This window comes from Paracrocinitomix mangrovi, from assembly GCF_019740355.2.
GTDB lineage: Bacteria > Bacteroidota > Bacteroidia > Flavobacteriales_D > Crocinitomicaceae > Paracrocinitomix > Paracrocinitomix mangrovi.
Genome location: NZ_CP091819.1, coordinates 2340741 through 2363333, shown reverse-complemented (window position 1 = coordinate 2363333; position 22593 = coordinate 2340741). Strand labels below are relative to the sequence as shown.

Here is a 22593-nt window from a genome sequence, read left to right as displayed (position 1 = left end):
AATTAAAATGCTAAAACTACTTTCCCTCTATTGTGACCTTCTAGGATTTGTGAATAAGCTGATTTAGCTTCACTAAAAGGGAAAACCGAATCTATTGTCCATTGAAACTTATCGCTTGAGATGCCATCAACAACATACTGTAGATTGTTCACATTTCGTTTAACCCAAAGTGCCTGAATTTTGTTTGAAGATAAAGGTCTTCCTGAAATAGCTCGCATTTGGCCATCTGCTTTCACAGTTGCTAAAGATGCTTGGGTGGCTTCTTCAGTTCCAACCATATCTACTGAAGCATCAAATTCAGCAGGATGAATAGCCTTAATCCTTTCAATTAAACCCGGACCATATTCAACGGGTGTGGCACCTAAATTTTTTAAATATTCCTGGTTTTTTGCTGAAGCTGTTGCTACCACTTCAATTCCACGTTCCACTGCAAGCTGAATGCTTATTGAACCAACTCCGCCAGAAGCTCCGTGAATAAGCAATGACTTTATAGGGCCTAGCTCATCAATAATTGTCATAGCGGTTTGTGCTACACCTGCCAAAGAACCAGCTACTTCCCATGAAATATTTTGAGGTTTTGCTACCAGGTTTACGACAGGAACATCAATGATAGATGCATGTGTAAATTGTCCACCTGAACCCAATACGGCATCTCCTTTTTGAAATGTAGTGGATCCATTAATCTCAACTATTTCACCGGCAAATTCAGTTCCAAAAGCTTGAGGTGTAGATGAGTGTTTAAATTCTCCTGTCATTCTGCGAGCATCTATTGGATTGATTCCGGCTGCTTTTACTTTAATTCTTGCATATCCAGCTGAAAGAGGATTTAAAGTTTGTGTGTAAAAGTCAAGTACTTGATCTGCGTATCCATAATCTTTTCCTATTAGAATTGTAGTTTCCATGATATCTGTTTTAAATGTTTATATCACAAAGTTCATTAGAAAGTGTACCTCACACCAATGACATTTGCAGGAAAAACACATTGACATATATCAATGAAATCAATGTAAAAGACAGATCTTCAATAAGATAATGGTTAGTTGTTCTTGGCGGAATTACTTCTGATTCGGCTTAAAGTTTCAGGGGATACACCTAAGTAAGAAGCAATCATGTGCTGAGGAATGCGCTGGATCAAGCTTGGATGTTGTTCAATGAAATTGTAATATTTTTCTTCGGTTGAAAGGGTAATGTTTGCATAGATTCGTCCTTCTAGAGTGAGCACATTCATATTGGTAATCTTCTCAGACATTTTATTGAAGCTGGGAATATTATCACGTAGCATCTTAAGATCGCTATTGGTGAACATAATCACTTCACTATTTTCAATGGCGTCTATATTTAGCTTTGAAGGTTGACCGGATTGTAAACTTTCTCTGTCTCCTGTCCAATGATTTTCAGGAGCGAACTGAACAATGTGTTCAACACCTTTATCGTCTACATGGTATGCTTTTAATAGTCCTTTAACTACAAATATGTTGTACTTACAAACCTCACCCTCTTGAAGTAAATATTGATGTTTCCGTAAATTTTTTGTGCTGGCAACAGATTGTATTAACTCAAGCTCCTCATTTGAAAAGTGCTCTTTTTCGGTTAAATATTGTTTGAACTTATTGAACATATCACTTGAGTTGTTTTATAGTGGGCAATTGGTCAAATGAAATTACAGATCAAATTCATTTACGTAAAATTTTTTCCATCTTCTTACCCTTTGCCAATTCATCAATTATTTTGTCCAAATACCTTACTTGTTTGGTTAAGGGGTTTTCTATTTCTTCTACCCTATATCCACAAATTACACCTGTAATCAGCTGCGCATTTGGATTTAATTTTGCTCTTTGAAAAAATGTTTCAAAAGTTACTTTTTCTTCAATCAGCTTTTGAAGTTCTTTTTCGTTGAAACCGGTTAACCATTCAATAACTTCATGCAATTCTTCAACAGATCTTCCTTTTTTCTGAATTTTTGTAACGTAGTGCGGATAAACAGAGGCAAAAACCAATTGGGCAATCCGTTCATTGTGTTTTTCAGTTTCTTTCATTTCAATTGATTTGCTGTTAAATTGTGTCAGGATCTTTGGGTTTGAGTAAAGTTATAAAATTCGAGCGTAGCACATAGCGTTTACTCACCACCAAGATGAAGTGAAACAGAGTCGTGTTTTAAGATAAGCCTTAAGGCTGAACTTAAAACTTGATTGTGTCGGACGTTAGCTTTAGCTACTGTGTTATGAAGTGTTTTTTACTCTGGTGACACTTTTTCGATTGTGCACTGTTCTACGACCTTCTTTATATTTAATTGTCTTTCCGTGGAAAGGTCAGTAAACGATTTTTGATAAAAAAGTTGAGATTTTTCCTCTCTAATGAGGTCAATTGAATTACGTACGACCTCTTTAAATCTTGTATTAAAATCATACGAAGTCATTTTTTCCGTATAGAGATAAATCAAATAATTGGTTTTATTAACTGTACCAATAGAATCTAGTTCCAATTGTCTTGAACCATTGGACATAGATCGAATTATCAGAGTTGAAATAGAATCATGTAAGTCCGAAGTGTCAATTTGAATTTCATTCCAAAGAATAACGTTATTAGCCTGTAAATTGATATTAACTATTTCGGGTTCGATTGAATTCGATTCATTTTCCACTACCTCTGTTGATTCTGATTCCTCTGACATTCCTACTTCCATTTGACAACTAGAGAGAACAATAGAAAGGACAAGTACTAGGTAGATCTTCATTTTCTATAATACTGCATAACGTTTGGCTAAAGCTAACAATTTACTTTGTTCAACGAAAATGAAATTGTAGTTGAATTGCGTGTGATCCCGATAGCTATCGGGAGAGTTTGCAAAAAAATAGCGGACATGTGCTTTACCTACTTTGTAAGCACTAGTTTTTCAATTTTTATTAGAATACATCATAATTAGGGTGTCCAAGCCAACAACATGATTTAATAACAAAACGGTATTATCAAATTGAACGACATCATAAGTAAAAAAAGACACTATTTCAAAAGTGTCCTCTTCATATAAGAATTTATTTAATCCAATCTGAAAGTGTGGTTGACCATTAAAATTTAGTATTTCTTTTGGTGCATAGATACTTGAGTTGGGATTTTTGGATTCATAGCCTTTTTTGTCCAAGATCCAAAGGTTGTCGGCTAGGTATTTGGAATTATATCCATTATTTTTTAGATCATTCAAAATTTTTGTTTGTATATCCCGCTTAACAAAAACAATACTGTCCGTTCTGTTTTTTATATTATTATTAATTTTCCCAACAAGAATTAAGAGTGAATCTTCTATTTCCCAACTAAATTTTGAAGAAAGATTGTTATGGGTCCATGTGATGCTATCGCTGTTGATGTTCACAGAAGTTCCGTAATAAAGTTCTGTGGGATAATTGAGTTCAAAAACACTGTCTTTACTAATATAAAGATCCCAGTCAGCCATTCCGTTAGAGGTTCCAGAAAAAAATTCTTTTCCTTTCCAAAACCCTAGAATAGTTTCTCCTGTTGTAACTTCTTCTTTTTCAGAAGTGCATGAAATGAATAAGGATAAAAACGTAATAAGAAGAGGAATTATTTTGTCCATGGAATTAGTGCTCACTGGTATGATATTGAGATATTTCAATTCCGAAATTCAGATTACCTGCAAGTTTCAGTAATTCTGGTTCAAGATAATCGCATTGGACTTCGACTTCATGCATGCGAGATTCTATTCCGAAATCAATTACAGGTATTTCATCTTTCTTCAGGCCAAATGAAAAGACTGATTTAAGTTCATTATAATTCTTATTCAAGAAGTTAATGGAATCTTTTATTTGTTGGTCAAAATCAGAAAAATCTGCTTTGCTTAGATCGAAAGAGCAGCCACTGGTTTCACTTTGTGATTTACCCGTTTTGTCAAATTTTGATACATCTCCTAAACGGTAGATATTATATGGGTTAAGTTTTGATTCCGCCAGAAACTCATCAACTCTAAATAGCTTTCCTTCTATTCTTAATACACAACTCATTAACTGCGGTAATTATGTTAGCTAAAGTTTTTAATCATTGATCCAAAATTGGTCTAAAGTTAAAATTTCAATCAGGTTATTGGTGTCGCTAATATTGATTGAATCTCTTTTCACCAATCCAACGTTTTCAGCAAAGTATTCCAGGTAATAGTGCGTAGAATCATATATGTCATATTCTTTCATGACAAGTACTTTATTAAACATCAGACCATTCAGATTGGAAACTGTTGTGTCCGAAATTATAAGTTCTCTCCTATGCTGTATGGAGGTTGCTCCTCCTGCAATAAACTCATTGACAAATAAGTTTGCAAAAGAAACTGTAGAAAGAGTTTGAAGTCCTGAGTTTCCATACATCTCCAAAATTATTGGAGCTCCTTTATACCCCGATTGTCCAAGACCATAATATGCATTATGATAAAATTCACAGCCATTAATGTAACAATCTAGATTTTTAAAATAGGGAAGATACGATTCTTCCACCAAATGTGCAGTAGAATCAATTTCGAATGTTACTTGTCCAACATTTGAGTTGTAATTCCACCATGTTCCTGGATGTGCTGGAAAATAGGAGCAAGGTGTAACGTAATTTTCAGCCGGATCAGAAATGTCGTTGTCCTTTCTGCAAGAGAAAAGAAACAATGATCCAATCAAAAGAATGAATAAGTTTTGGGTCGTCATACCTTTAATTACGTTAAACTGTTTAACAAAGTTTGGTGGCAACAACTGTTATTTAAAACTAATGTGTACTAAAGCTAGCAATTTACTTTGTTCAACGAAAATGAAATTGTAGTTGAATTGCGTGTGATCCCGATAGCTATCGGGAGCGTAGGCCAAACCCGGACTCTGTATTGCCTTCGCGTAGTCGCTTCGGCAAAGCAATGGCTGTCCGACCGCTCTCAATCAACATAACTTCAGCGAAGTTGATGATGGCCGCCCGGATTATGGACACGTATTGGGTGAAAGCGCATGGACGAGTGTCGGACGTGGGCTTTACCAACTGTGTTATGGCACGTTTTTCACTTCTTTGCCTTTCTTATTCCAATATCTACAGGTGTCAGCTTCAATAGATTCAGGATTAAATATGTCTCCAAATACACAGTGGCTTTTGATGTTCCCATTTTTGTAATACGTTGTTTCTTCAAGCCAAATTTTATAGTATGGTTCGTGTTGTTTATAGCGCACTATTTTCGAAGTAATGTTTTCATTTTCATCAAATTTCCAAGTGGTATCACGAAGTGTACGAGATTCCAAGGATCCTTGATTATTGTATTTTTCGCGCCATTTTGGTCGTTGTCCAGTGTCAATACCCTCATAATAAAACTTGTTTTTAACTTGACCTGTACTATCATCAAATTTGACCCAAATGCCTTGTTTCAGACCATAAATGTTGTACATGTTGATTGTATCTCCATTGTAAATTTGAAACTGAATTGGATAGGTTTCATAAGGATGTTCGCTAAATGGAATAATATTGTCTTCAATTTTTACTTGGAATGAAGTGTCGGTGATTCCAGTTAGTACAAGAGTTAACTCAAAACAACAATTGCATGCACAAAAGATTTTTTCACCTGTTGTTGTGTCTAATTCGATTTCGAGAACATTGTTCTTAAAGTTAATATCTGGATTGAAATCAATGCAACAATTCTCCTTGAGACCCAGAGTAAGAAATAATGAATCCCCTTTGAATGTCTTTGAAATTATACGGTCTATTAAGAGAAATGGGTCAAGTTCACTGTTACACTCAGAATTTATCGTTCTATGCAGTTTGACAGGTTCAATCGTATCATTAGAGTTCCCAAATGTAAATGAAAGCAATATTAATATTGAGAAGAATAATAATATGGTGCGCCAATATGCCATAACGTTTGGGTAAAGCTAGCAATTTACTTTGTTCAACGAGAGCTTTGCTGTAGTTGAATGTCGTCTTCGCTTTCGCGTAGCTTCAGCGAAGCAAAGCTTGAAGTGCCGTGGCCAAAACTCAGGATTCTGCATTGCCTTCGCGTAGCCGCTTAGCTTTAGCTAATGTGTTAGGTTTAGTTTTTCTTATATATGATTTCCCGAGTCACAAAGCCCGTTATTTTTCCATTCACTCTTGAAGTTTTTGAAACCCAATTTCCGACTTCGTCAAATACATAGGATATTTCTTCAATAATTTTTTTTCCTTTAGTAGGATCTACAATGGATTTTATATAAAGTCCGTTCTGATATTCAAATATATTGTATGATTTAACCTTTCCATCTGCTGTAAAATATCTTCTGCTAGTAATCTCACGATTTGAATTATATTCAAACTGATAAGTGTAGAGTAGATTACCTCCGATCACAAAAGCACTATAAATTCTTCTTTCAACTTCTAATCCATCAGTATTATAGTCAAATTCCATTCTGCTAATAGAGTCACCTTTTGCAGAATAAACAATTACAGCTGATGGTCGACCATTTTGATTAAACTCATAAATATTGTCGTTGCAAAAGTCATTTCCAAGATCACAATAGTGCTCTGATATCAAAAGTCCAGAGTCACTATAGAAATACTCCGTAATCGAAGTGTCCATGCTTGGCCAAATGTCAAAAGGCCAAATTATAAAAGTATCTCTGGATAAAGTTCCTTGGTTATTCAGTACGTATATCGAAATTGAATTCGTGTCGCATGTTCCAAGTTCTTTTTTCGATTTTACGGGCGTCATTGTCGTTTCTCGAATTTGAAGAACATTACCCTTTAAATTGCTAATACCTTTTGACGGCCAAACTTGACCAAATAAACTAATTGAACCCAATAAAAGAAAAAAGAATGTAAACCTAAGCACTGCAAATAAGTATTTACCAATTGATGTCATCAACAATTCAAGGTAACTATTAATTAAACCTAACGTTTGAGCAAAGCTAGCAATTTATGGTGCGCGCAGCAAACCTAAATTGCGAACGAGTGCGCAGGCCAAAAATCCCCGGACTATGGCTGTCCGACCGAGATGGCCGCCCGGATTATGGACACGTAATGGGTGAAAGCGCGCCGGCCAAGGATCGGACGTTAGCTTTAGCTATTGTGTTACCTACCGTTTTTCAATTTAAACCATACTGTTGCTACTCCAGATGTTCCGTAATGATTTATATAGGTATAGACCTTGAGTGTAGAGTCCGTTGGGTTAGTTACATGCCACTGTGCACTGACACTTTCAGGTATATTTTCCGTTAATTCCAGTCGGACATGAGTTTTTAAAACACTAGATTCAATTTTAAAATTTCCTTTAAGGTCAAATTGGGATATATATAGGCTATCTGAAGTGAATTTTAATTCTGCAATTGAATCTTTATAATTAAAAGAACTATCCTTTTTTAAGTAATGAAAGAATGCTAGTCGATCTGTAGTTTCTTCTTCGATCCAAGTTCCAATAAAATTTGTTTTTGGTTTTAATTCAGGTAATTTTTCAAGTTTTCCGTCCAAGACATTCAAACTAAATATTTTAAATTTTATTCCGGTTGAGTCAACTCCTGTAATTAATAATGGTTCAAAATTTGACTGAAACGGGCCATTAATAAAAAGGAATTTAAAGGATTTATATTCTGCGATATACCACATAGCTGGATCACCATCCCGAGCCCATTGCTCATTTTGAAACATCAGGGTGTTTTCCGACCAAAATTCTATAGAATCAGTCCAAGTTGCGATCTTGTATTCGTATAGTTGATGGTAGTCAAATTTTGGATTTGGAGATTCAATTGCTTGAACTCGTTTATACACAGTTGATCTCGTTTCATCATAATTCGAACTAAATACCAAACTGTCTTGAGAAAAATGTGTAACAACAAGAGAATCATTATTGCAATAGACAACCTGATTCTTAAATTCATATTCGCTAGAAATTATTGTGTCTGTTGTTTCTTGATTGTAATTATTAAAAGTTTTGCAGTGTACTATGTCACCTTCAAATTCAATCAATTTTTGGCAAGGACTTTCATATTTTAAACTGTCATTTTCCCAATGACCAACATAAGAACACATCCAAGTTCCTTGTAATTGTTCATTTTCCGATCTACATGATATAAGACAAATGAGAGATAATATTATCAGAAATCTAGTCAAATCTTAATTAATGCTAACGTTTGGCTAAAGGTAGGCATTTACCTTGTTCTACGGAAGCGAAGCTGAAGTAGAATGCTGTCTTCGCTTTCGCGTAGCTTCAGCGAAGCAAAGCTTGAAGTGCGTTGGCAAAAACCCCGTACTCTGGGCGGTCCTAGGTGTGATGGCTACCAGGTAATGTAGAAGCCAATGAGAGCATTGTGCGTGGAAGAAGGAGGGGGTGATTTCACCTATTTTGTTAGATTTAGTTTTCAGGAATTGACCTTGAAGAATTATATAAAAAATTATGTTTGATTGATCCGTCGGAAGTTAATACATCTGTCAAAAAGTTGTTGGTGCCTGAAACGTTAGAGGCATTATACGAAGTCATCATAGCATAACTTCCAGTGAAATAATTATCAATGTATTTACATAAACTATCTATTGAGTAACATAGCTGGATCATGTTTGTGTCAAGTTGAATTGTGGGTTTAATCTTTATATAATCCATTTCTCTTTCCCAAAATGATTCTCCTGGTTCAGTTTGTTCATGGTAAACCTCCTGAGCGCATGCAGATAGATATTCTTCCAAAGAAACTAATTTTTCAAGGCTGTCTGATTCAGATCTCATGTAATGTAATGCGAAAACTATGTTGTCTGTTACTGATGTGTCGGATTGATTTCGGAAAACAAATTCAAGGCCATATTCGAAATACCCAAAAGGAATATTCTGGTTGTTTAATAAAACTGAGTCAGGTAGTTCTCGGAGTTCTAATTTAAGTTTTAAAGAATCATTTTCTATTAACTTCCAGCAAGTTCTAATGTCTATTAGGCCCACTTCAGTAGTGTTTTTCGATAGTGGTTCCATTCCATATCGAATCAAAGAATCAGGAGAATTATAGCAATTGTCAACTATTGGGTTGTCGTCAATATTTTCTTCTGAAGAATCGTTTTTACAAGAAGTGATTCCAAGTGTAAAAAGTCCAATTAGAGGTAATAGAGTTTTGGGCATAATTAAAGCTAAAGTTCGGCTAAAGCTAGCAATTTACTTTGTTCAACGAAAATGAAATTGTAGTTGAATTGCGTGTGATCCAGATAGCTATCGGGATAGCTGGACAAACGTGGACACGAGCTTTGCTTACTGTGTTATACTGCGTTTTTCACCATCACAAATTACCTTGCATTTAGCAGTGACTCTAATTGATCTTCCTTCAGTTCCGTTGTGGCATGTCGGAACCAAGTGATTTTCATATCACGCACTTCAAATAGTTCTCCGTTACCATGGATCCAACTTCCGGCGGGTCTGTTTTTGGTAATTAAATAGTTGTTCTGGGTGTCCTTCAACCAGTCATGAATGAAACCTGATGCGTTCTGATTGTCTATTATAGTAATGTTCAAATCAGGATATCTTTCCGTCAATAATTCAAGTTTTTTAAGTCCGAATATGCTCTGTCCTGCCCAATTAGAGTGCACGAAAAATACATGTTCACCATTCTGGCAAATTATGTTCTCGAATTCGTCCTTATTGAAAATGGTTTGCATATGAATGAGTCTAAACGTAATGCAGCATAACGTTTGGGTAAAGCTAGCAATTTATTGCGTGCGAAGTGCGGAGGAGAAAAACCCCGGACTCTGGCTGTCCGACTGAGTGATGGCCGCCCGGACTATGGACAAATAACGGGCGAAAAGCGCGTGGACGAGAGTCGGACGTGGGCTTTACCTATTATGTTAGCATTAGTTTTCTACTCTGGGATTAACATCTCCTGCGCCATCAACCATCCATTCTCCATTATTTTCAATTAATCGAATTCTGATTTTAAAATCTACCCAATCAATACCTTGCACAATCATTGAATTTGTTTTGGGATCAGTTGATTTTAAATTGAATCCTTCATCTGGATAATCTTGAGCTACAAAAATTGGGTCATAATCAAGGCCTATAAAAGGATCAATCTGATTTGCAGAGTCAGTCATTTGTTGAAGGTGATTCAAGAAATTATCTGAAACAAAATTGCTGTTTTTTAACCATTCAATTTTGCGGTTAACCGAAGTGTTAGTATCAACAAAGTTTTTGTATTCATTAATGAACTGGACTCCCAAATTCCAATTTGGTTCTTTAAGTATTGTCGAATCTATCCCTAATTCTGGTTCAGAATTTTTTATACAAGGCCACGGTTTGAGGGCATGAGCAACTTTCCATTGATCTTCTTCTTTCAAAAGCTCGAATCCAAATTCCATTTCCATGGAAGACCTTATTTCTTTGTAGCAACATAAAGACGAATTACCGTCTGTATTACAGTCAATTGAAATTATTTCCATTTCCCATGATTCGCATTGAGAGTCACTTGATTGTTGCGTGGTAAGCTTAATACTTTCTGTAGTTAATGCAATTGCATCTTCACATTTCCCTTCCGACATAAGTGTCATGTATTCCTCAAGTACTTCTTCTGGACTAGTAGGTTCTGTAGAACAAGAGACAATTGTTCCAAGCATTGATATTAAAAGAAATTTATTCAATTGATTTCAATTAATGCTAACGTTTGGGTAAAGCTAGCAATTTATTGCGACGTGAAGTGCGTAGGCCAAACCCGCACTCTGGCTGTCCGACCGTGTGAAGGCCTAACCACTTTATGGGCACGTAATGGGTGCAAGTGAGTTGGCAAAAAAGGGTAGGACATGCGCTTTACCTATTGTGTTATGTGCAGTTTTTCATTTTTGCAAATAACTCAATATAGTTTCCATTGCTTCCGAAATGGTCAGATCAGACTTTGTTAAAACTCTATCTTGGAGATTTGGTCCTTTACAAATACCCACTTCAAGAAGTTCTGGTTGCTGAAATTTGCATTGAACGAATGCTATAGGGTTCGAATTCGATCTATGTCCATCCACAAAGACTAAAGTTTCATGTGAAGTGAATGCATAGTAATCCCTTTTTTTCAGATTATCGTTTAAAACTTTAAGACATTGAATCATGTTTTGTGAAAGTATGGGATTGTATCCTTTCAAGAATTCGTAATGTTCTTCTAAAGTTTGATTGTTACCAGAATACTGGTCAATTGCCCGTTTCAGTCCCATAATTGCACATAACGTTTGGCTAAAGCTAGCAATTTATTGCGTGCGAAGTGCGAGGGCAAAAAACCCGGACTTTGGCTGTCCGACCGAGTGATGGCCGCCCGGACTATGGACAAGTAATGGGAGGAAGAAGCGTGGCCAGAGTGTCGGACATGATTTTTAGTTATTATGTTAGGGGTAGTTTTTCACTCTTTTTTGGTCAGTGCTAAAACCAAATTCAGAACGAATAGCAGTTGGGCGATTAGTGTGATGATTAGAACTATCCCTAAGACATAATTCAAGTCTGTAGAGTTTGAGTAAGTATTTTCAGGATCATACACACTATAATCATAGTATCGTCTTGGTGTTTCGTTGATTATATTTTTAACTAGCAATGCACTCGTAATTAGTCCGAGTACAGTAATTGACCAATGAATTAGGCCCAAAACTTTTCGCATAGCTCTTGAATTCTTGTAAAGTAGGTAAGCGACAATAAAGTACAGTCCGAATAGAAATGAAAGCACAATGAAAATGTGCCAATTTGGTATGACTACATATGTATCATGCAATGCAATATCAAATGTTGCTCCAGTGAATAAAGACATAAACAGCAATAATAGAGCTGTCAGTCCGTAAGCGATATGAATATGCTTTGTTTTCAAGTTTTGGGTCCGTTAGGTTGGTTTTTGTCCTACAGACAATTACCCCTAACGTTTGAGTAAAATTAGCAATTTATGGCGACATGAAGTGCGCCGGCCAAACCACGATCCTCTTTTGTCCGACGTGAGTTGGCCCCAGCATACTTTACACGTCACTGGGCGCTTTGCGGGCTGGCCAAGTGTCGGACATGAATTTTACTTATTATGTTAGGCACAGTTTTTTATATAAATGATAGTAGTGGTGGACAACAGAACTGTCGTTTATGTCATAACTATGTGATTCTTTGAGAAGACCATATTCATTTATATAAACTTCTTCCATTAAATTAAGAGTTGATTTTCGATCAGATTCATAAACATATTTCCTTCTTACATAACAAAGAATGCTTCCGTCTTCATTGAGACAAGGTTTTACGTCATACTCATAATTAATTATTGTGGTATTCACTTGATAACGATTCAAATTTGAGCTCTTACGAATCTCAAATGTCAAATAATAAGTGCTGTCCAGATAACCAAAATATGATTCAGTTTTCACCTTGTTTATTGAATAAGGATAAACAACGATCTTTTGGATAAGACGACCCAATTCATCATAAATAAAAATAGTGCTGTCACTTGTTGGCGAATTCAAAACTGAATCTGGTGAATGTTGCTTTAAATCAATTGGAATCCATGAGTGAGTTGACTTTTGAGTCTTTATTTTTCCATTTTTATAATCATATAATGTACTCGTGACTGTAGAGTCATTATAATTTAAAGTGTTTGTATTTAAGAGTATCAAACTATCATTTTCCTTGGTATATACTTTATATACACTAAAATCATGCTTCTGCATGATATGATAATTTGCCGTTCCAAAATCAACAGTGTCTAATTTTTCAAGAAGTTCAGTTTGACAGTAGGACTGTAAACTCGAAAACATAAATACAATAAACCAGATTGATTTCATTTAACTACAATTGTGCCTAACGTTTGGGTAAAGTTAGGCATTTATGCCGTCTTGATGTGCGGTGGCCAAAACCCCGGACTCTGGTTTGTCCGACCGAGTGATGGCAGCCCGGATATGTACACGTACTGGGAGGGAAAAGCGTGGCCAGAGAGTCGGACATGAACTTTACCTATTGTGTTAGGAGCAGTTTTCTACTCCTTGTTGGAATTTAAATGCGATATCAGTGCTCTAGCAGCTAAAGTAGCTCGATCGAAATGTTCAGATTTATATTTTCCATATTCTTGCTCCGACAACTCAAAAAGGTGAATACCTGTTCTAATTTCCCACAACCATTTGCATTCGTCACCAATATGTTCCGTTATAATTTCTTCCTCCACCATTTTATCAATCCTTTTCGTAAATCCTTTCTTATTACTCGGAACGTACTGCTTGGTGATTGTTTCAACTATGGATCCCATTATGGCAATTTGATATTTGATAATCATTTCTTTAACTGTCCCAAATATGTCTGTTCGATTCAAGAGCCAAGTAAATAAGTCCGACAGCATTAACTGATAAGCAATATTAGTTTTGGTCGTATAATCTTCAATACAAGTGAGTTTTAATCTGAACTGTTCTGCGGTTCTTATATAACCTCTGGGAAACTCGATTTTATATTTCCGATCTATATCTTCCGTGGAAGCTCCAATGTATTTACTGATTTCTTTAAGCAGAGCGCTTACTTCATTTACTTTCTCTTCAAGTTCTTTATTATTCTTGATTGCCATAATACAGTTGTTTTATAGATTGTCTCTTAGAAACTTAACTATAGCGACACCTCCACCTAACGTAACAAAAGAGGTGACTAAGACAAAAACTATGGTAATAAATACTTGCCAAATTCCAACATTTTCAGTTCCAAAATTATTGATTACTTCCACCAATTTAATGATTGAATAAATCAAACCATATGGACCCCATGCTATATACATGGCCCCCATAAAAATGACATTAAAGAAGTTAATTGTACCTCTTACAATGTCTCCGACAAATTCTTTGAACTCTTGAAATGGCATTTTCGCCCTTTCATTGGCCGACATCTTCGCTTCATGTTTCCATTGATTAAATGAATTGTAATCATGTTCTTTTTCGGATTCCTTCGAGTATACTGTAATTACAGATTTTAATAATTCATCACGCAATAACGAATCATATACTTCTTTCTTTTCGGGATTCGAAAGAATCTCATATGCTTCATTAATTTTTATGAATTTGTCGTGGGCAGTTGGATCGGAATTCTTATCAGGATGCCATTTCAAAGCAAGTTTTCTGTAGGCCCGTTTAATAACTTTTTCTTCCGCATCTATATCAATTTCAAGTATGTCATATAGATTTTCCAAAGTGATTATTTAATTGCTTCCTAACGTTTGAGCAAAGATAGGCATTTATGCCGGCGCGAGGTGCGTTGGCCAAAAACCCCGGACTCTGGCTGTCCGACCGTGTGATGGCAAAAACCACTTTATGGACACGTTTTGGGCGCAAAGTGTGATGGACAAGTGTCGGACGTGAGCTTTGCTTACTGTGTTATGAGCCGTTTTCACACTATGAATACAAGGGTGATTAGTATTATTGTCATTGCAAGCGAGTAATACCATTTTTTCGGTGCAGTTGGTAAACTTTTCAATTCAACTTTGTTTAGGGCTATTGCTAGTCCGAGGATTGATACAACTAATGGTATAATCCAAACCATCAAAATCAAGTTTTCATATTGAGCAATGCCTAACTCGGCTACTTCGATTTTTCGAAATTGATATTGATATAAGGATATTCCTGAATCAATTAATAGTGTTATACAAGTTGCTAAAAAGAAACTCCATGTATAAATGCTGTGCCAGAAAATTAGAATTCCAGCCAAGAGAGCAGCAAGTCCAAGAATCCATGTATCATGAAGTAACCAGATAATATTCCAAGTGGACGGGTCAATTGAATTCGTCTCAAAATATGCCCGATTGTGTTCAAGGAGTAGTTGGTAAGCATTAAATCCAAAATAGGTAAGTACCAACTGTGCTGCTCCGACTAACACCAGCAAAATTCCTGATGCTTTTATTAATTTCTTATTCATCAAGTTCTGGGAATTTAATATTACGTTTTGACGCCAATGGCTCATAACGTTTGGGTAAAGTTAGGCATTTATGCCGTCTTGATGTGCGGTGGCCAGAACCCCGGACTTTGGTTTGTCCGACCGAGTGATGGCAGCCCGGATATGTACACGTACTGGGAGGGAAAAGCGTGGCCAGAGTGTCGGGCATGAACTTTACCTATTGTGTTAGCATTAGTTTTTTATTCCATAACTTTGAGTAAAACACTTTTTATGTGGCGTTTAACCCTATTAATTCTTCCTTTTGTTTGTGCATGCGGTTCCGATTCCGTTTCAATTGATAATGCGAGTCAAGAAGTTGAAGAAGAATGCTTTCATTCGGATTCCCTTGACATTTTATTTGAGGAAGTTTATGCTGAATATGACAGTATTCGTAGTTCTTGTGAAGTTTTAATAATTGCAGCAAATATAAATTCAAAAGAAGAAATGGATTCCGTAATTGCAGAATTAGGAGACATTTATCAACCACTTGAGGATTATATTAGTCATCTCAATGGGGATGTGATTCCTTTATCGAAGGGACACACTACAAACACTTATGCCGGTAAAAAAGAATACTATAAGAAAAGGTGGGATAAAATAAATGAACATTTAAGTCACTATAAGTTTAGTGCAGAAATAAAAGATTTCGACTATTACTTTTCTTTTGACGAAAAAACTATTTGTGAAAGTCGAAATTCGATTAACGAGTTAAGAATAACTTGTGTCGAAGTCGCTCGAGAATTAGTTCTTGAGTTTAGGTCAAAGTTTGAAGAATCAATTAATTAGCCTGTAATTAATGCTAACGTTTGGCTAAAGCTAGCAATTTATTGCGTGCGAAGTGTGTGGGCAAAAAATCCCGGACTCTGGCTGTCCGACCGAGATGGCCGCCCGGACTGTGGACACGTAATGGGCGAAAGCGTGCCGGCCAAAGGGTCGGACGTATGCTTTAGCTATTATGTTAGGTAACGTTTTCTAATACCAGATACAGACTAAGGCTACTTCATCTTGATTGTATTCAGATACGTATCCGCAAATAGATATTATTCCTCCAACAATTTGCATGATATTATGAACGTGCAAATGGTTTTGAGAATTTACAGTGAACTCACCTTTATTAATCTTTCTAATTAGATCTGTTCTAATCGCTTCAGCTATATTTTTTAACTTCCAAGGTGCTAGGAATATTGGCTCCTCAGAACTGCCGTCACCCATTGGACTTGATGAGTCTTCGACAATTTTATAAGAAGAAATTTTTTCTTTTGTCTCGTCTGATAACTGAAGGTCTATATAATTTGCGTGCCCGTCCATAACTAAATGGTAAAAATCATCCGCACCTCCTAAATCTGAGATTGTGATGTTTTTCCCTGGTTCACCGTTTTTCAACTTGATCAATAGTCCAATATCTGCCCCCATTTTTCTTTAAATTTTAATGTTACCTAACGTTTGGCTAAAGCTAGCAATTTATTGCGTGCGAAAGTGAGTAGGCCAAAACCCCGTACTTTGGGAGTCCACCGTGTTAGGCCAAACCAGGACTTTGTACACGCCATTGGGAGCAAGTGCGGCGGCCAAGGGTGGACGCTTAGCTTTAGCTATTATGTTAGCTGTAGTTTTTTAATATAAACTTGTTGCAAGTTCATTTAAATTACCCCTGCACGCTTCCCATTGCAAATAATCACCAAAGTAACCTTTTACTTTATCTTTAGCTTCTTCTTCTGAGCTATATCTTGTTGACCATTCATTCGGAAAGTTCTCACTCGGTTTAATTATTAAAGACCATCCAAATGAATTTGAATATTCGATCAGATAAACTTCTTTTGGTTCATTCCAGATTGGAAGGTTATCTCCTCTTTTAAACTCACATTCATCTGAATGATGAAATTTGATATTTTCTTCAGAAAGTTGAGCAACTTTGATTGATTCAACATAGAGCTTTTTAAATTCTTCTAGAAGTTCGAAAAATACAGAAAATGACTTTTCATTATCACCATCATTTTCCCTTAAAATTATGTTTTTCCAACCAGCTGTTGATTCATTCCTATTATAGTGTTCCTTCACGAATTCATGGAAATACCAGAATTGTGGAAAAACTTCATATGAATCAGTATTCTTAGTGATAGAAGAGAAATGATATCCCTCTAAGTAATACCATAAATGAGTTATGTTGCTGTCGACAAAGGATGGTCTTTTTCTAATATAGCTGAGAACTTCATATATATTTTTTACAGAAATACTTTTAACAGGCATAATGGTTAATTACAGCTAACGTTTGGCTAAAGCTAGTAATTTGTTGTTTGCGCAGCAAATACAAATTACGTGCGAAAGTGCGCAGGCCAAAACCCCGGACTCTGGCTGTCCACCGAGTTAGGCCAAACCAAAACTTTGGACAAGCAAATGGGAGCAAGTGTGACGGCCAAGGGTGGACGCTTAGCTTTAGCTATTATGTTGTGAACCGTTTTACACAATAGGGTTTTGATTAGAAGTAATAGATCACTTATAGAACTTTTTCTAATCTGGAGATGTCGTTTCGAATTTCAGGAAACTCTTCAGGTGAAATTCTGCTTTTTACGTATTTCAAAAACTTCTTTGCTTTTTTAGGATCTCTTTTTTCATAGAAAAGAGCGCCTAAATATGCAATGCGATAGGATGGAGCCATAGCACAACTGAAACCTGAAACGATTTTAACTTTTGTAGATGCAAATAGTCCCGTGGGGAAGTCCGAGAAAAATTCTTTTCCATTTTCTAGTTTTTGAAATAATGGGATAACTTGTGTTGTTAAAGCCTGGATGAAATCGTCAATTTGAGTTTTGTTTTCTTCCTCCGTCTGCATGTAGTTCCAGCGTTTTGGTGAGTTTTTTCTTCCTCTAAGCCTGTCTCGAATCCAAACATTAAACACATTTATTTTCTTAGGGTCCTTGTAAAATTCAGAGTCTAAGTCCTTAAAATGAAGTCCAAATTCACCCCAAAAGCCTCCACCGAAACGATCTCCATGCAGACTAACCAAAAGGATATAATCTCCAGATTCCTTTCGATAATCAAAACCTGATCCGGTAAATCCAAGTGAACGCATTTCTGCGCCAAGATATTTTCCTATTTGCTTTTTGAAGTCTTGGGTATTCACGTAAATGGTTTACAACGTTTGAGCAAAGCTAGCAATTTATTGCGTGCGAGTGCGTAGGCGAAAAACCCCGGACTTTGGCTGTCCGACCGAGTGGTGGCCACCCGGACTGTGGACACGTAATGGGCGAAAGCGTGCCGGCCAAAGGGTCGGGCGTATGCTTTAGCTACTGTGTTGTGCAGCGTTTTTTACCTCTCTGCACCTTTCACAGTAGACCACTTCAACACTTTCTGGGTATTCAAATCTATCCAAGTCCCTGGGAGCATTTACATTCGCCAGTGGGAATAATTCTCTTTCCTTCTCATACGGGATAGAAGCTGCTATTTCATTTCCGTTTACAATAACAACTTTGTCCGGTTTTAATTCAAAATCATGAATGGGACAGTGGGAAAAGATCTTGTATACATCAGTTGTGTTTATTGGATCCGTACCGAACTTATTTGAAAAGTCCGTAAGCAGTTTTTCCTGCCAAAGATGAAGATTTTCTGGCCTAGGGAACCTGTCATAAAGAGATAGAACGAAGTTTATATAATCTTCATCACCTACGAATTCTTGAAATCTCGTTCTTATTTCTTCTGGAGTCAATTGAGTCTTGGTTAATGATGCACAACGTTTGGCTAAAGCTAGCAATTTATTGCGACGTGAAGTGCGCAGGCCAAACCCGTACTCTGGTTGTCCGACCGTGTGAAGGCCAAACCACTTTATGGGCACGTTATGGGTGCAAGTGAGTTGGCAAAAAAGGGAAGGACATGTGCTTTACCTATTGTGTTAGGCTTCGTTTTTTCCTTTTCTCGAATTCAAAATAGCTCCAGCAATAATCTTTGCTTCTTCCTCTATAGTTTCACTAGAGACAAGCATTTCGAGTTCAGAGTCAGATTTTTTTGAGTAAATTTTCCTAAGATTCTCTTCTTTAGTCAGTTGTTTTTCTGGTTCTGACAATGAAAACAAGAAACCGTTTACAAAATATTCGCGAACTATTACAATAACAAAGAAAATGACACTGTTAAGAATGTACCATAAAAATGGGGAGTTCTCTCCTCTTATATAGTCAAATACTTTCAAAACTATTACACCTCCAATAGCCCAGAGAGATGCTCTGAAAATCATATTTTTGGTATTGTCCATTTTTAATGAAGCCTAACGTTTGGCTAAAGCTAGCAATTTATTGCGTGCGAAGTGTGCTGGCAAAAAATCCCGGACTCTGGCTGTCCGACCGTGATGGCCGCCCGGACTATGGACACGCAATGGGCGTAAAGAAGCGAGGCCAAAGGGTCGGACGTTAACTTTAGCTATTATGTTGTGCGCAGTTTTCTACTCCTGCCTACCGAATATGAAATTGTCAATGACAGCTTCAAATGAGTCCGACTGTTCAATATGCTCACAATATTCTTCTTGGGCATCTTCTGAAGTTTCTAGGCGCATCAGTTCTTTCGCAATTTCCTTAAATTCCTCTAGATTATAATGCTCATTAGTGGGCCTGAATTTATATTCTCCCCATTCAGGATACTTGAAATTGTTATACAACATTGCTCGAATAAGGTTTTTATCTTTTCCTGTGATTTCAATGTCTATAAGTTTATATACAATTCCATTTGAGTCGCAAAAAAGAGATCCAATTAGTTCACGGTTTCCTTCAAGTCTTCCCTGATCAAAACTAATCCTAGGTTTTCCGATTGAGATTGCAAGTCCGTCTCGCTCGGTTAATTTCTTGTTTAGCATTAGTAATGGATACGTGATCATGGGAATTGCGTACAACGTTTGGGTAAAGCTAGCAATTTATTGCGACGTGAAGTGCGTAGGCCAAACCCATACTATGGCTGTCCGACCGTGTGTGGGACAAACCACTTTATGGGCACGCTTTGGGTGCAAGTGTGATGGCAAAAAAGGGAAGGACATGCGCTTTACCTATTGTGTTATGAGCCGTTTTAAACTACATACCACTTAGAGTAATAAGCTCTTCCATTCAGATAAAATTGAACTCTAATTTTTTCAATACTTTCAATTTTTAAATTTTCCGAAGTACAAGAGTGAGTTTTAATGGCTTCCATAGGCCCTATTGCAACAGGATTCCAAGTGCCCCCATAATCACAGTAATTATTGTTGCCTAAAAATACAATTGTATCATTTGTCATAGCTTGAAAGTAATATTGCATATGGTGACAGGTCGTTTTGGAAAATAAGGAATCAGGTCCATAATTTTTGATGGTTACGATAATTTGATTTTCTAAAATGTCCAATGTTAATATTGTTGTGTCATCTATATCAACAATAGAATACCTCTCATCTACTCTTCCTTCGGATATCATTAAAAAAAAGGTTTCACTAACTTTTACACTATCATTTTGAGATATTCCGTTGACGGGCAATAGAATTAAAAGTATTCGAACAAATAGCTTCATTTAATAAATAATTCAAAAGTTGATTGAAGTTACATCTTTCAATGGCTCATAACGTTTGGGTAAAGCTAGCAATTTGTTGCTTGCGCAGCAAGTGCAAATTACGTGCGAAAGTGCGCTGGCCAAACCCCGGACTCTGGGCGCGTCCTACGTGAGGTGGCCAAACTAGGACTTTGTACAAGTTATGGGAGCAAGTGAGCTGGACAAGGGAGGACGCTTAGCTTTAGCTATTGTGTTATGAGGCGTTTTACACAAAACTAATGTGGTCTATCTTTGTCAATTTATATCCCGTGAGCTGGTTCTCTTCAAATTTGTCCTTTGTGTGCTGATTAACTATAATTCCAGTGTTCCCAAATTCGAAATAGAAAATATCTTCAGGTCTTTTCTCAGAAACTAATTTGCTTGGGATAAAAAAAGCAAACTGGTGAAAATCTTTTCGCTTCTCTTGATAATCTTCAAACGAATTAAGTTCAACCGCTCCAAGATTATTACTAAAACGTTTTACGAAGAATTCACTTTCAGACCATTTCACTGTTTCATAACTATTTGGGTCGTACATTTTGAACCAGTAATAGTTTTTGATCAACTGGCCTCTATGTTCTACAGGTAGTGGGTAGAATCTGTGATTAACTATAGAAAGTTTTTCTAAAACGTTTTTTGCTTTTTCACTTATTATAAACCCTTTTCCTGATAGAAGACCTCCATTACTGATAAAGTCTGAGAGCTTTGTAGAATGAGCAAATTTAAGTATTTCCCTAGGTTCAAATTTCTCAGGTAAATTGAGTCGACTGAACTGATGATAGCTATTTTCAGAAGAAAAAGTTGCTTCACCCACAAGACCATCAGTTTGAGGGTAAACAGGACCAGTTTCTTCAGTGTCTACAGCATTCTCTAATTTATAATAAGTCATATTTCAATGCCTCATAACGTTTGGGTAAAGCTAGCAATTTATTGCGACGTGAAGTGCGTTGGCCAAAAAACCCGGACTTTGGCTGTCCGACCGAGTGATGGCCGCCCGGACTATGGACAAGTAATGGGAGGAAGAAGCGTGGCCAGAGTGTCGGACATGATTTTTAGTTATTATGTTAGGGGTAGTTTTTCACTCTTTTTTGGTCAGTGCTAAAACCAAATTCAGAACGAATAGCAGTTGGGCGATTAGTGTGATGATTAGAACTATCCCTAAGACATAATTCAAGTCTGTAGAGTTTGAGTAAGTATTTTCAGGATCATACACACTATAATCATAGTATCGTCTTGGTGTTTCGTTGATTATATTTTTAACTAGCAATGCACTCGTAATTAGTCCGAGTACAGTAATTGACCAATGAATTAGGCCCAAAACTTTTCGCATAGCTCTTGAATTCTTGTAAAGTAGGTAAGCGACAATAAAGTACAGTCCGAATAGAAATGAAAGCACAATGAAAATGTGCCAATTTGGTATGACTACATATGTATCATGCAATGCAATATCAAATGTTGCTCCAGTGAATAAAGACATAAACAGCAATAATAGAGCTGTCAGTCCGTAAGCGATATGAATATGCTTTGTTTTCAAGTTTTGGGTCCGTTAGGTTGGTTTTTGTCCTACAGACAATTACCCCTAACGTTTGGCTAAAGCTAGTGATTTGTTGCTTGCGCAGCAAGTACAAAACACGTGCGATAGTGCGGAGGCCAAAACCCCGGACACTGGGCGCGTCCGACCGTGATGGCCACCCGGTTATGTACAAGTAATGGGAGGAAAAAGCGCAGCCAAAGGGTCGGACGTAAGCTTTACCTATTGTGTTAGCTTACGTTTTTTACTCTGGTTTTTGCATAGAGGAATTCGGTTAATGGTATGGTCAAACCAATCAAAATAGCAACAGGGATAAAATCTTGGTAATATTTTTCATATAGCTCAGCAGTTCGCTTTAAAAGTTCATTGAACTTATGGTCAATAAAAATTTCCAGCATTGCCCAAATCCATAATGCCAATTGAACAATGATTCCGAATATTATTACTCTAATAATTAATTCCAAATACTGATTCTTGTTCTTAATGAGTTTGGTTATTCCTAAATAGATGCCGACTCCAATTATGGAAGGAAAAAAAGTATAACCTAAATAAGCCAGAAACGCATATATTACTTCTCCTATGCTATTCCAGTATGAAGAATAAAAAGCTAATACAGCAATGTCCATTATGATTATTGAAGATATTACTAGAAGTATAACACGCTTAATCATAATGGAAG

30 protein-coding genes are annotated in these 22593 nt (G+C 36.6%); 1 reads left to right on the top strand and 29 read right to left on the bottom strand.

The window, feature by feature from the left end; translation table 11 throughout:
* Nucleotides 1-2: 2 nt before the first annotated feature.
* From K6119_RS10820 to K6119_RS10730, 19 genes are all read right to left on the bottom strand, one after another.
* A complete protein-coding gene (locus K6119_RS10820; RefSeq protein WP_221839027.1) occupies nt 3-902 on the bottom strand; it encodes an NADP-dependent oxidoreductase in 900 nt (299 codons plus the stop codon).
* Nucleotides 903-1036: 134 nt separating this feature from the next.
* A complete protein-coding gene (locus K6119_RS10815; protein ID WP_221839028.1) occupies nt 1037-1618 on the bottom strand; it encodes a Crp/Fnr family transcriptional regulator in 582 nt (193 codons plus the stop codon).
* Between the two features lie 55 nt (nt 1619-1673).
* Nucleotides 1674-2036, bottom strand: a complete 363-nt coding sequence (locus K6119_RS10810) for a DUF2200 domain-containing protein (RefSeq protein WP_221839029.1) — start codon at nt 2034-2036, stop codon at nt 1674-1676.
* Between the two features lie 197 nt (nt 2037-2233).
* Nucleotides 2234-2734 (bottom strand): hypothetical protein, encoded by a 501-nt coding sequence (locus K6119_RS10805; RefSeq protein ID WP_221839030.1) that lies wholly within the window; start codon nt 2732-2734, stop codon nt 2234-2236.
* 159 nt (nt 2735-2893) lie between these two features.
* Nucleotides 2894-3589, bottom strand: a complete 696-nt coding sequence (locus K6119_RS10800) for a hypothetical protein (protein WP_221839031.1) — start codon at nt 3587-3589, stop codon at nt 2894-2896.
* A gap of 4 nt (nt 3590-3593) precedes the next feature.
* Entirely contained in the window at nt 3594-4013 is a 420-nt protein-coding gene (locus K6119_RS10795; RefSeq protein ID WP_221839032.1) for a hypothetical protein, read from the bottom strand.
* Between the two features lie 30 nt (nt 4014-4043).
* Entirely contained in the window at nt 4044-4691 is a 648-nt protein-coding gene (locus K6119_RS10790) for a hypothetical protein (protein WP_221839033.1), read from the bottom strand.
* 324 nt (nt 4692-5015) lie between these two features.
* Nucleotides 5016-5873, bottom strand: a complete 858-nt coding sequence (locus tag K6119_RS10785; protein WP_221839035.1) for a hypothetical protein — start codon at nt 5871-5873, stop codon at nt 5016-5018.
* Between the two features lie 173 nt (nt 5874-6046).
* Nucleotides 6047-6700 (bottom strand): hypothetical protein, encoded by a 654-nt coding sequence (locus K6119_RS10780; protein WP_237827997.1) that lies wholly within the window; start codon nt 6698-6700, stop codon nt 6047-6049.
* Nucleotides 6701-7059: 359 nt separating this feature from the next.
* On the bottom strand, nt 7060-8013 hold the full coding sequence (locus K6119_RS10775) for a hypothetical protein (RefSeq protein WP_221839127.1): 954 nt from the start codon (nt 8011-8013) through the stop codon (nt 7060-7062).
* A 322-nt stretch (nt 8014-8335) separates the two neighbouring features.
* On the bottom strand, nt 8336-9082 hold the full coding sequence (locus K6119_RS10770; RefSeq protein WP_221839124.1) for a hypothetical protein: 747 nt from the start codon (nt 9080-9082) through the stop codon (nt 8336-8338).
* 161 nt (nt 9083-9243) lie between these two features.
* Nucleotides 9244-9612, bottom strand: coding sequence for a hypothetical protein (locus tag K6119_RS10765; RefSeq protein WP_221839123.1), 369 nt, complete (start codon nt 9610-9612; stop codon nt 9244-9246).
* Nucleotides 9613-9804: 192 nt separating this feature from the next.
* Nucleotides 9805-10587 carry a hypothetical protein gene (locus K6119_RS10760; protein ID WP_221839122.1) on the bottom strand — a complete coding sequence of 261 codons (783 nt, stop codon included), beginning with the start codon at nt 10585-10587 and terminating at the stop codon, nt 9805-9807.
* Between the two features lie 192 nt (nt 10588-10779).
* On the bottom strand, nt 10780-11145 hold the full coding sequence (locus K6119_RS10755) for a hypothetical protein (protein WP_221839120.1): 366 nt from the start codon (nt 11143-11145) through the stop codon (nt 10780-10782).
* Between the two features lie 182 nt (nt 11146-11327).
* Nucleotides 11328-11783 (bottom strand): hypothetical protein, encoded by a 456-nt coding sequence (locus K6119_RS10750; RefSeq protein ID WP_237827995.1) that lies wholly within the window; start codon nt 11781-11783, stop codon nt 11328-11330.
* A gap of 199 nt (nt 11784-11982) precedes the next feature.
* Nucleotides 11983-12732 carry a hypothetical protein gene (locus K6119_RS10745; protein ID WP_237827996.1) on the bottom strand — a complete coding sequence of 250 codons (750 nt, stop codon included), beginning with the start codon at nt 12730-12732 and terminating at the stop codon, nt 11983-11985.
* Between the two features lie 191 nt (nt 12733-12923).
* Nucleotides 12924-13499, bottom strand: coding sequence for a hypothetical protein (locus K6119_RS10740; protein WP_221839111.1), 576 nt, complete (start codon nt 13497-13499; stop codon nt 12924-12926).
* A gap of 12 nt (nt 13500-13511) precedes the next feature.
* Nucleotides 13512-14111, bottom strand: a complete 600-nt coding sequence (locus K6119_RS10735) for a J domain-containing protein (protein WP_221839110.1) — start codon at nt 14109-14111, stop codon at nt 13512-13514.
* Nucleotides 14112-14308: 197 nt separating this feature from the next.
* Nucleotides 14309-14833, bottom strand: coding sequence for a hypothetical protein (locus K6119_RS10730; protein ID WP_221839109.1), 525 nt, complete (start codon nt 14831-14833; stop codon nt 14309-14311).
* A gap of 249 nt (nt 14834-15082) precedes the next feature.
* Here K6119_RS10730 and K6119_RS10725 point away from each other — a divergent pair, with 249 nt between their 5' ends.
* Nucleotides 15083-15637: a hypothetical protein gene (locus K6119_RS10725; protein WP_221839107.1), complete on the top strand. Its 555-nt coding sequence runs from the start codon at nt 15083-15085 to the stop codon at nt 15635-15637.
* A gap of 186 nt (nt 15638-15823) precedes the next feature.
* Here the strand turns inward: K6119_RS10725 and K6119_RS10720 are convergent, their stop codons facing one another.
* The 10 genes from K6119_RS10720 to K6119_RS10675 form a co-directional block, all read right to left on the bottom strand.
* Nucleotides 15824-16264 carry a hypothetical protein gene (locus K6119_RS10720; protein WP_221839106.1) on the bottom strand — a complete coding sequence of 147 codons (441 nt, stop codon included), beginning with the start codon at nt 16262-16264 and terminating at the stop codon, nt 15824-15826.
* A gap of 198 nt (nt 16265-16462) precedes the next feature.
* Nucleotides 16463-17095 carry a hypothetical protein gene (locus tag K6119_RS10715; RefSeq protein WP_221839104.1) on the bottom strand — a complete coding sequence of 211 codons (633 nt, stop codon included), beginning with the start codon at nt 17093-17095 and terminating at the stop codon, nt 16463-16465.
* A 247-nt stretch (nt 17096-17342) separates the two neighbouring features.
* Complete coding sequence (locus K6119_RS10710) at nt 17343-17969, bottom strand: DUF4304 domain-containing protein (RefSeq protein ID WP_221839102.1); 627 nt, start codon at nt 17967-17969, stop codon at nt 17343-17345.
* A 159-nt stretch (nt 17970-18128) separates the two neighbouring features.
* Nucleotides 18129-18551, bottom strand: a complete 423-nt coding sequence (locus K6119_RS10705; protein ID WP_221839100.1) for a hypothetical protein — start codon at nt 18549-18551, stop codon at nt 18129-18131.
* A 183-nt stretch (nt 18552-18734) separates the two neighbouring features.
* Nucleotides 18735-19091, bottom strand: coding sequence for a hypothetical protein (locus K6119_RS10700; RefSeq protein WP_221839098.1), 357 nt, complete (start codon nt 19089-19091; stop codon nt 18735-18737).
* Nucleotides 19092-19277: 186 nt separating this feature from the next.
* Nucleotides 19278-19685 (bottom strand): hypothetical protein, encoded by a 408-nt coding sequence (locus tag K6119_RS10695; RefSeq protein ID WP_221839097.1) that lies wholly within the window; start codon nt 19683-19685, stop codon nt 19278-19280.
* A 206-nt stretch (nt 19686-19891) separates the two neighbouring features.
* Nucleotides 19892-20365: a hypothetical protein gene (locus tag K6119_RS10690; RefSeq protein WP_221839096.1), complete on the bottom strand. Its 474-nt coding sequence runs from the start codon at nt 20363-20365 to the stop codon at nt 19892-19894.
* 244 nt (nt 20366-20609) lie between these two features.
* Nucleotides 20610-21272, bottom strand: a complete 663-nt coding sequence (locus K6119_RS10685) for a hypothetical protein (protein ID WP_221839095.1) — start codon at nt 21270-21272, stop codon at nt 20610-20612.
* Between the two features lie 189 nt (nt 21273-21461).
* Nucleotides 21462-21917: a hypothetical protein gene (locus tag K6119_RS10680; protein WP_237827995.1), complete on the bottom strand. Its 456-nt coding sequence runs from the start codon at nt 21915-21917 to the stop codon at nt 21462-21464.
* Nucleotides 21918-22144: 227 nt separating this feature from the next.
* A complete protein-coding gene (locus K6119_RS10675) occupies nt 22145-22540 on the bottom strand; it encodes a hypothetical protein (protein WP_221839145.1) in 396 nt (131 codons plus the stop codon).
* Nucleotides 22541-22593: the final 53 nt, after the last annotated feature.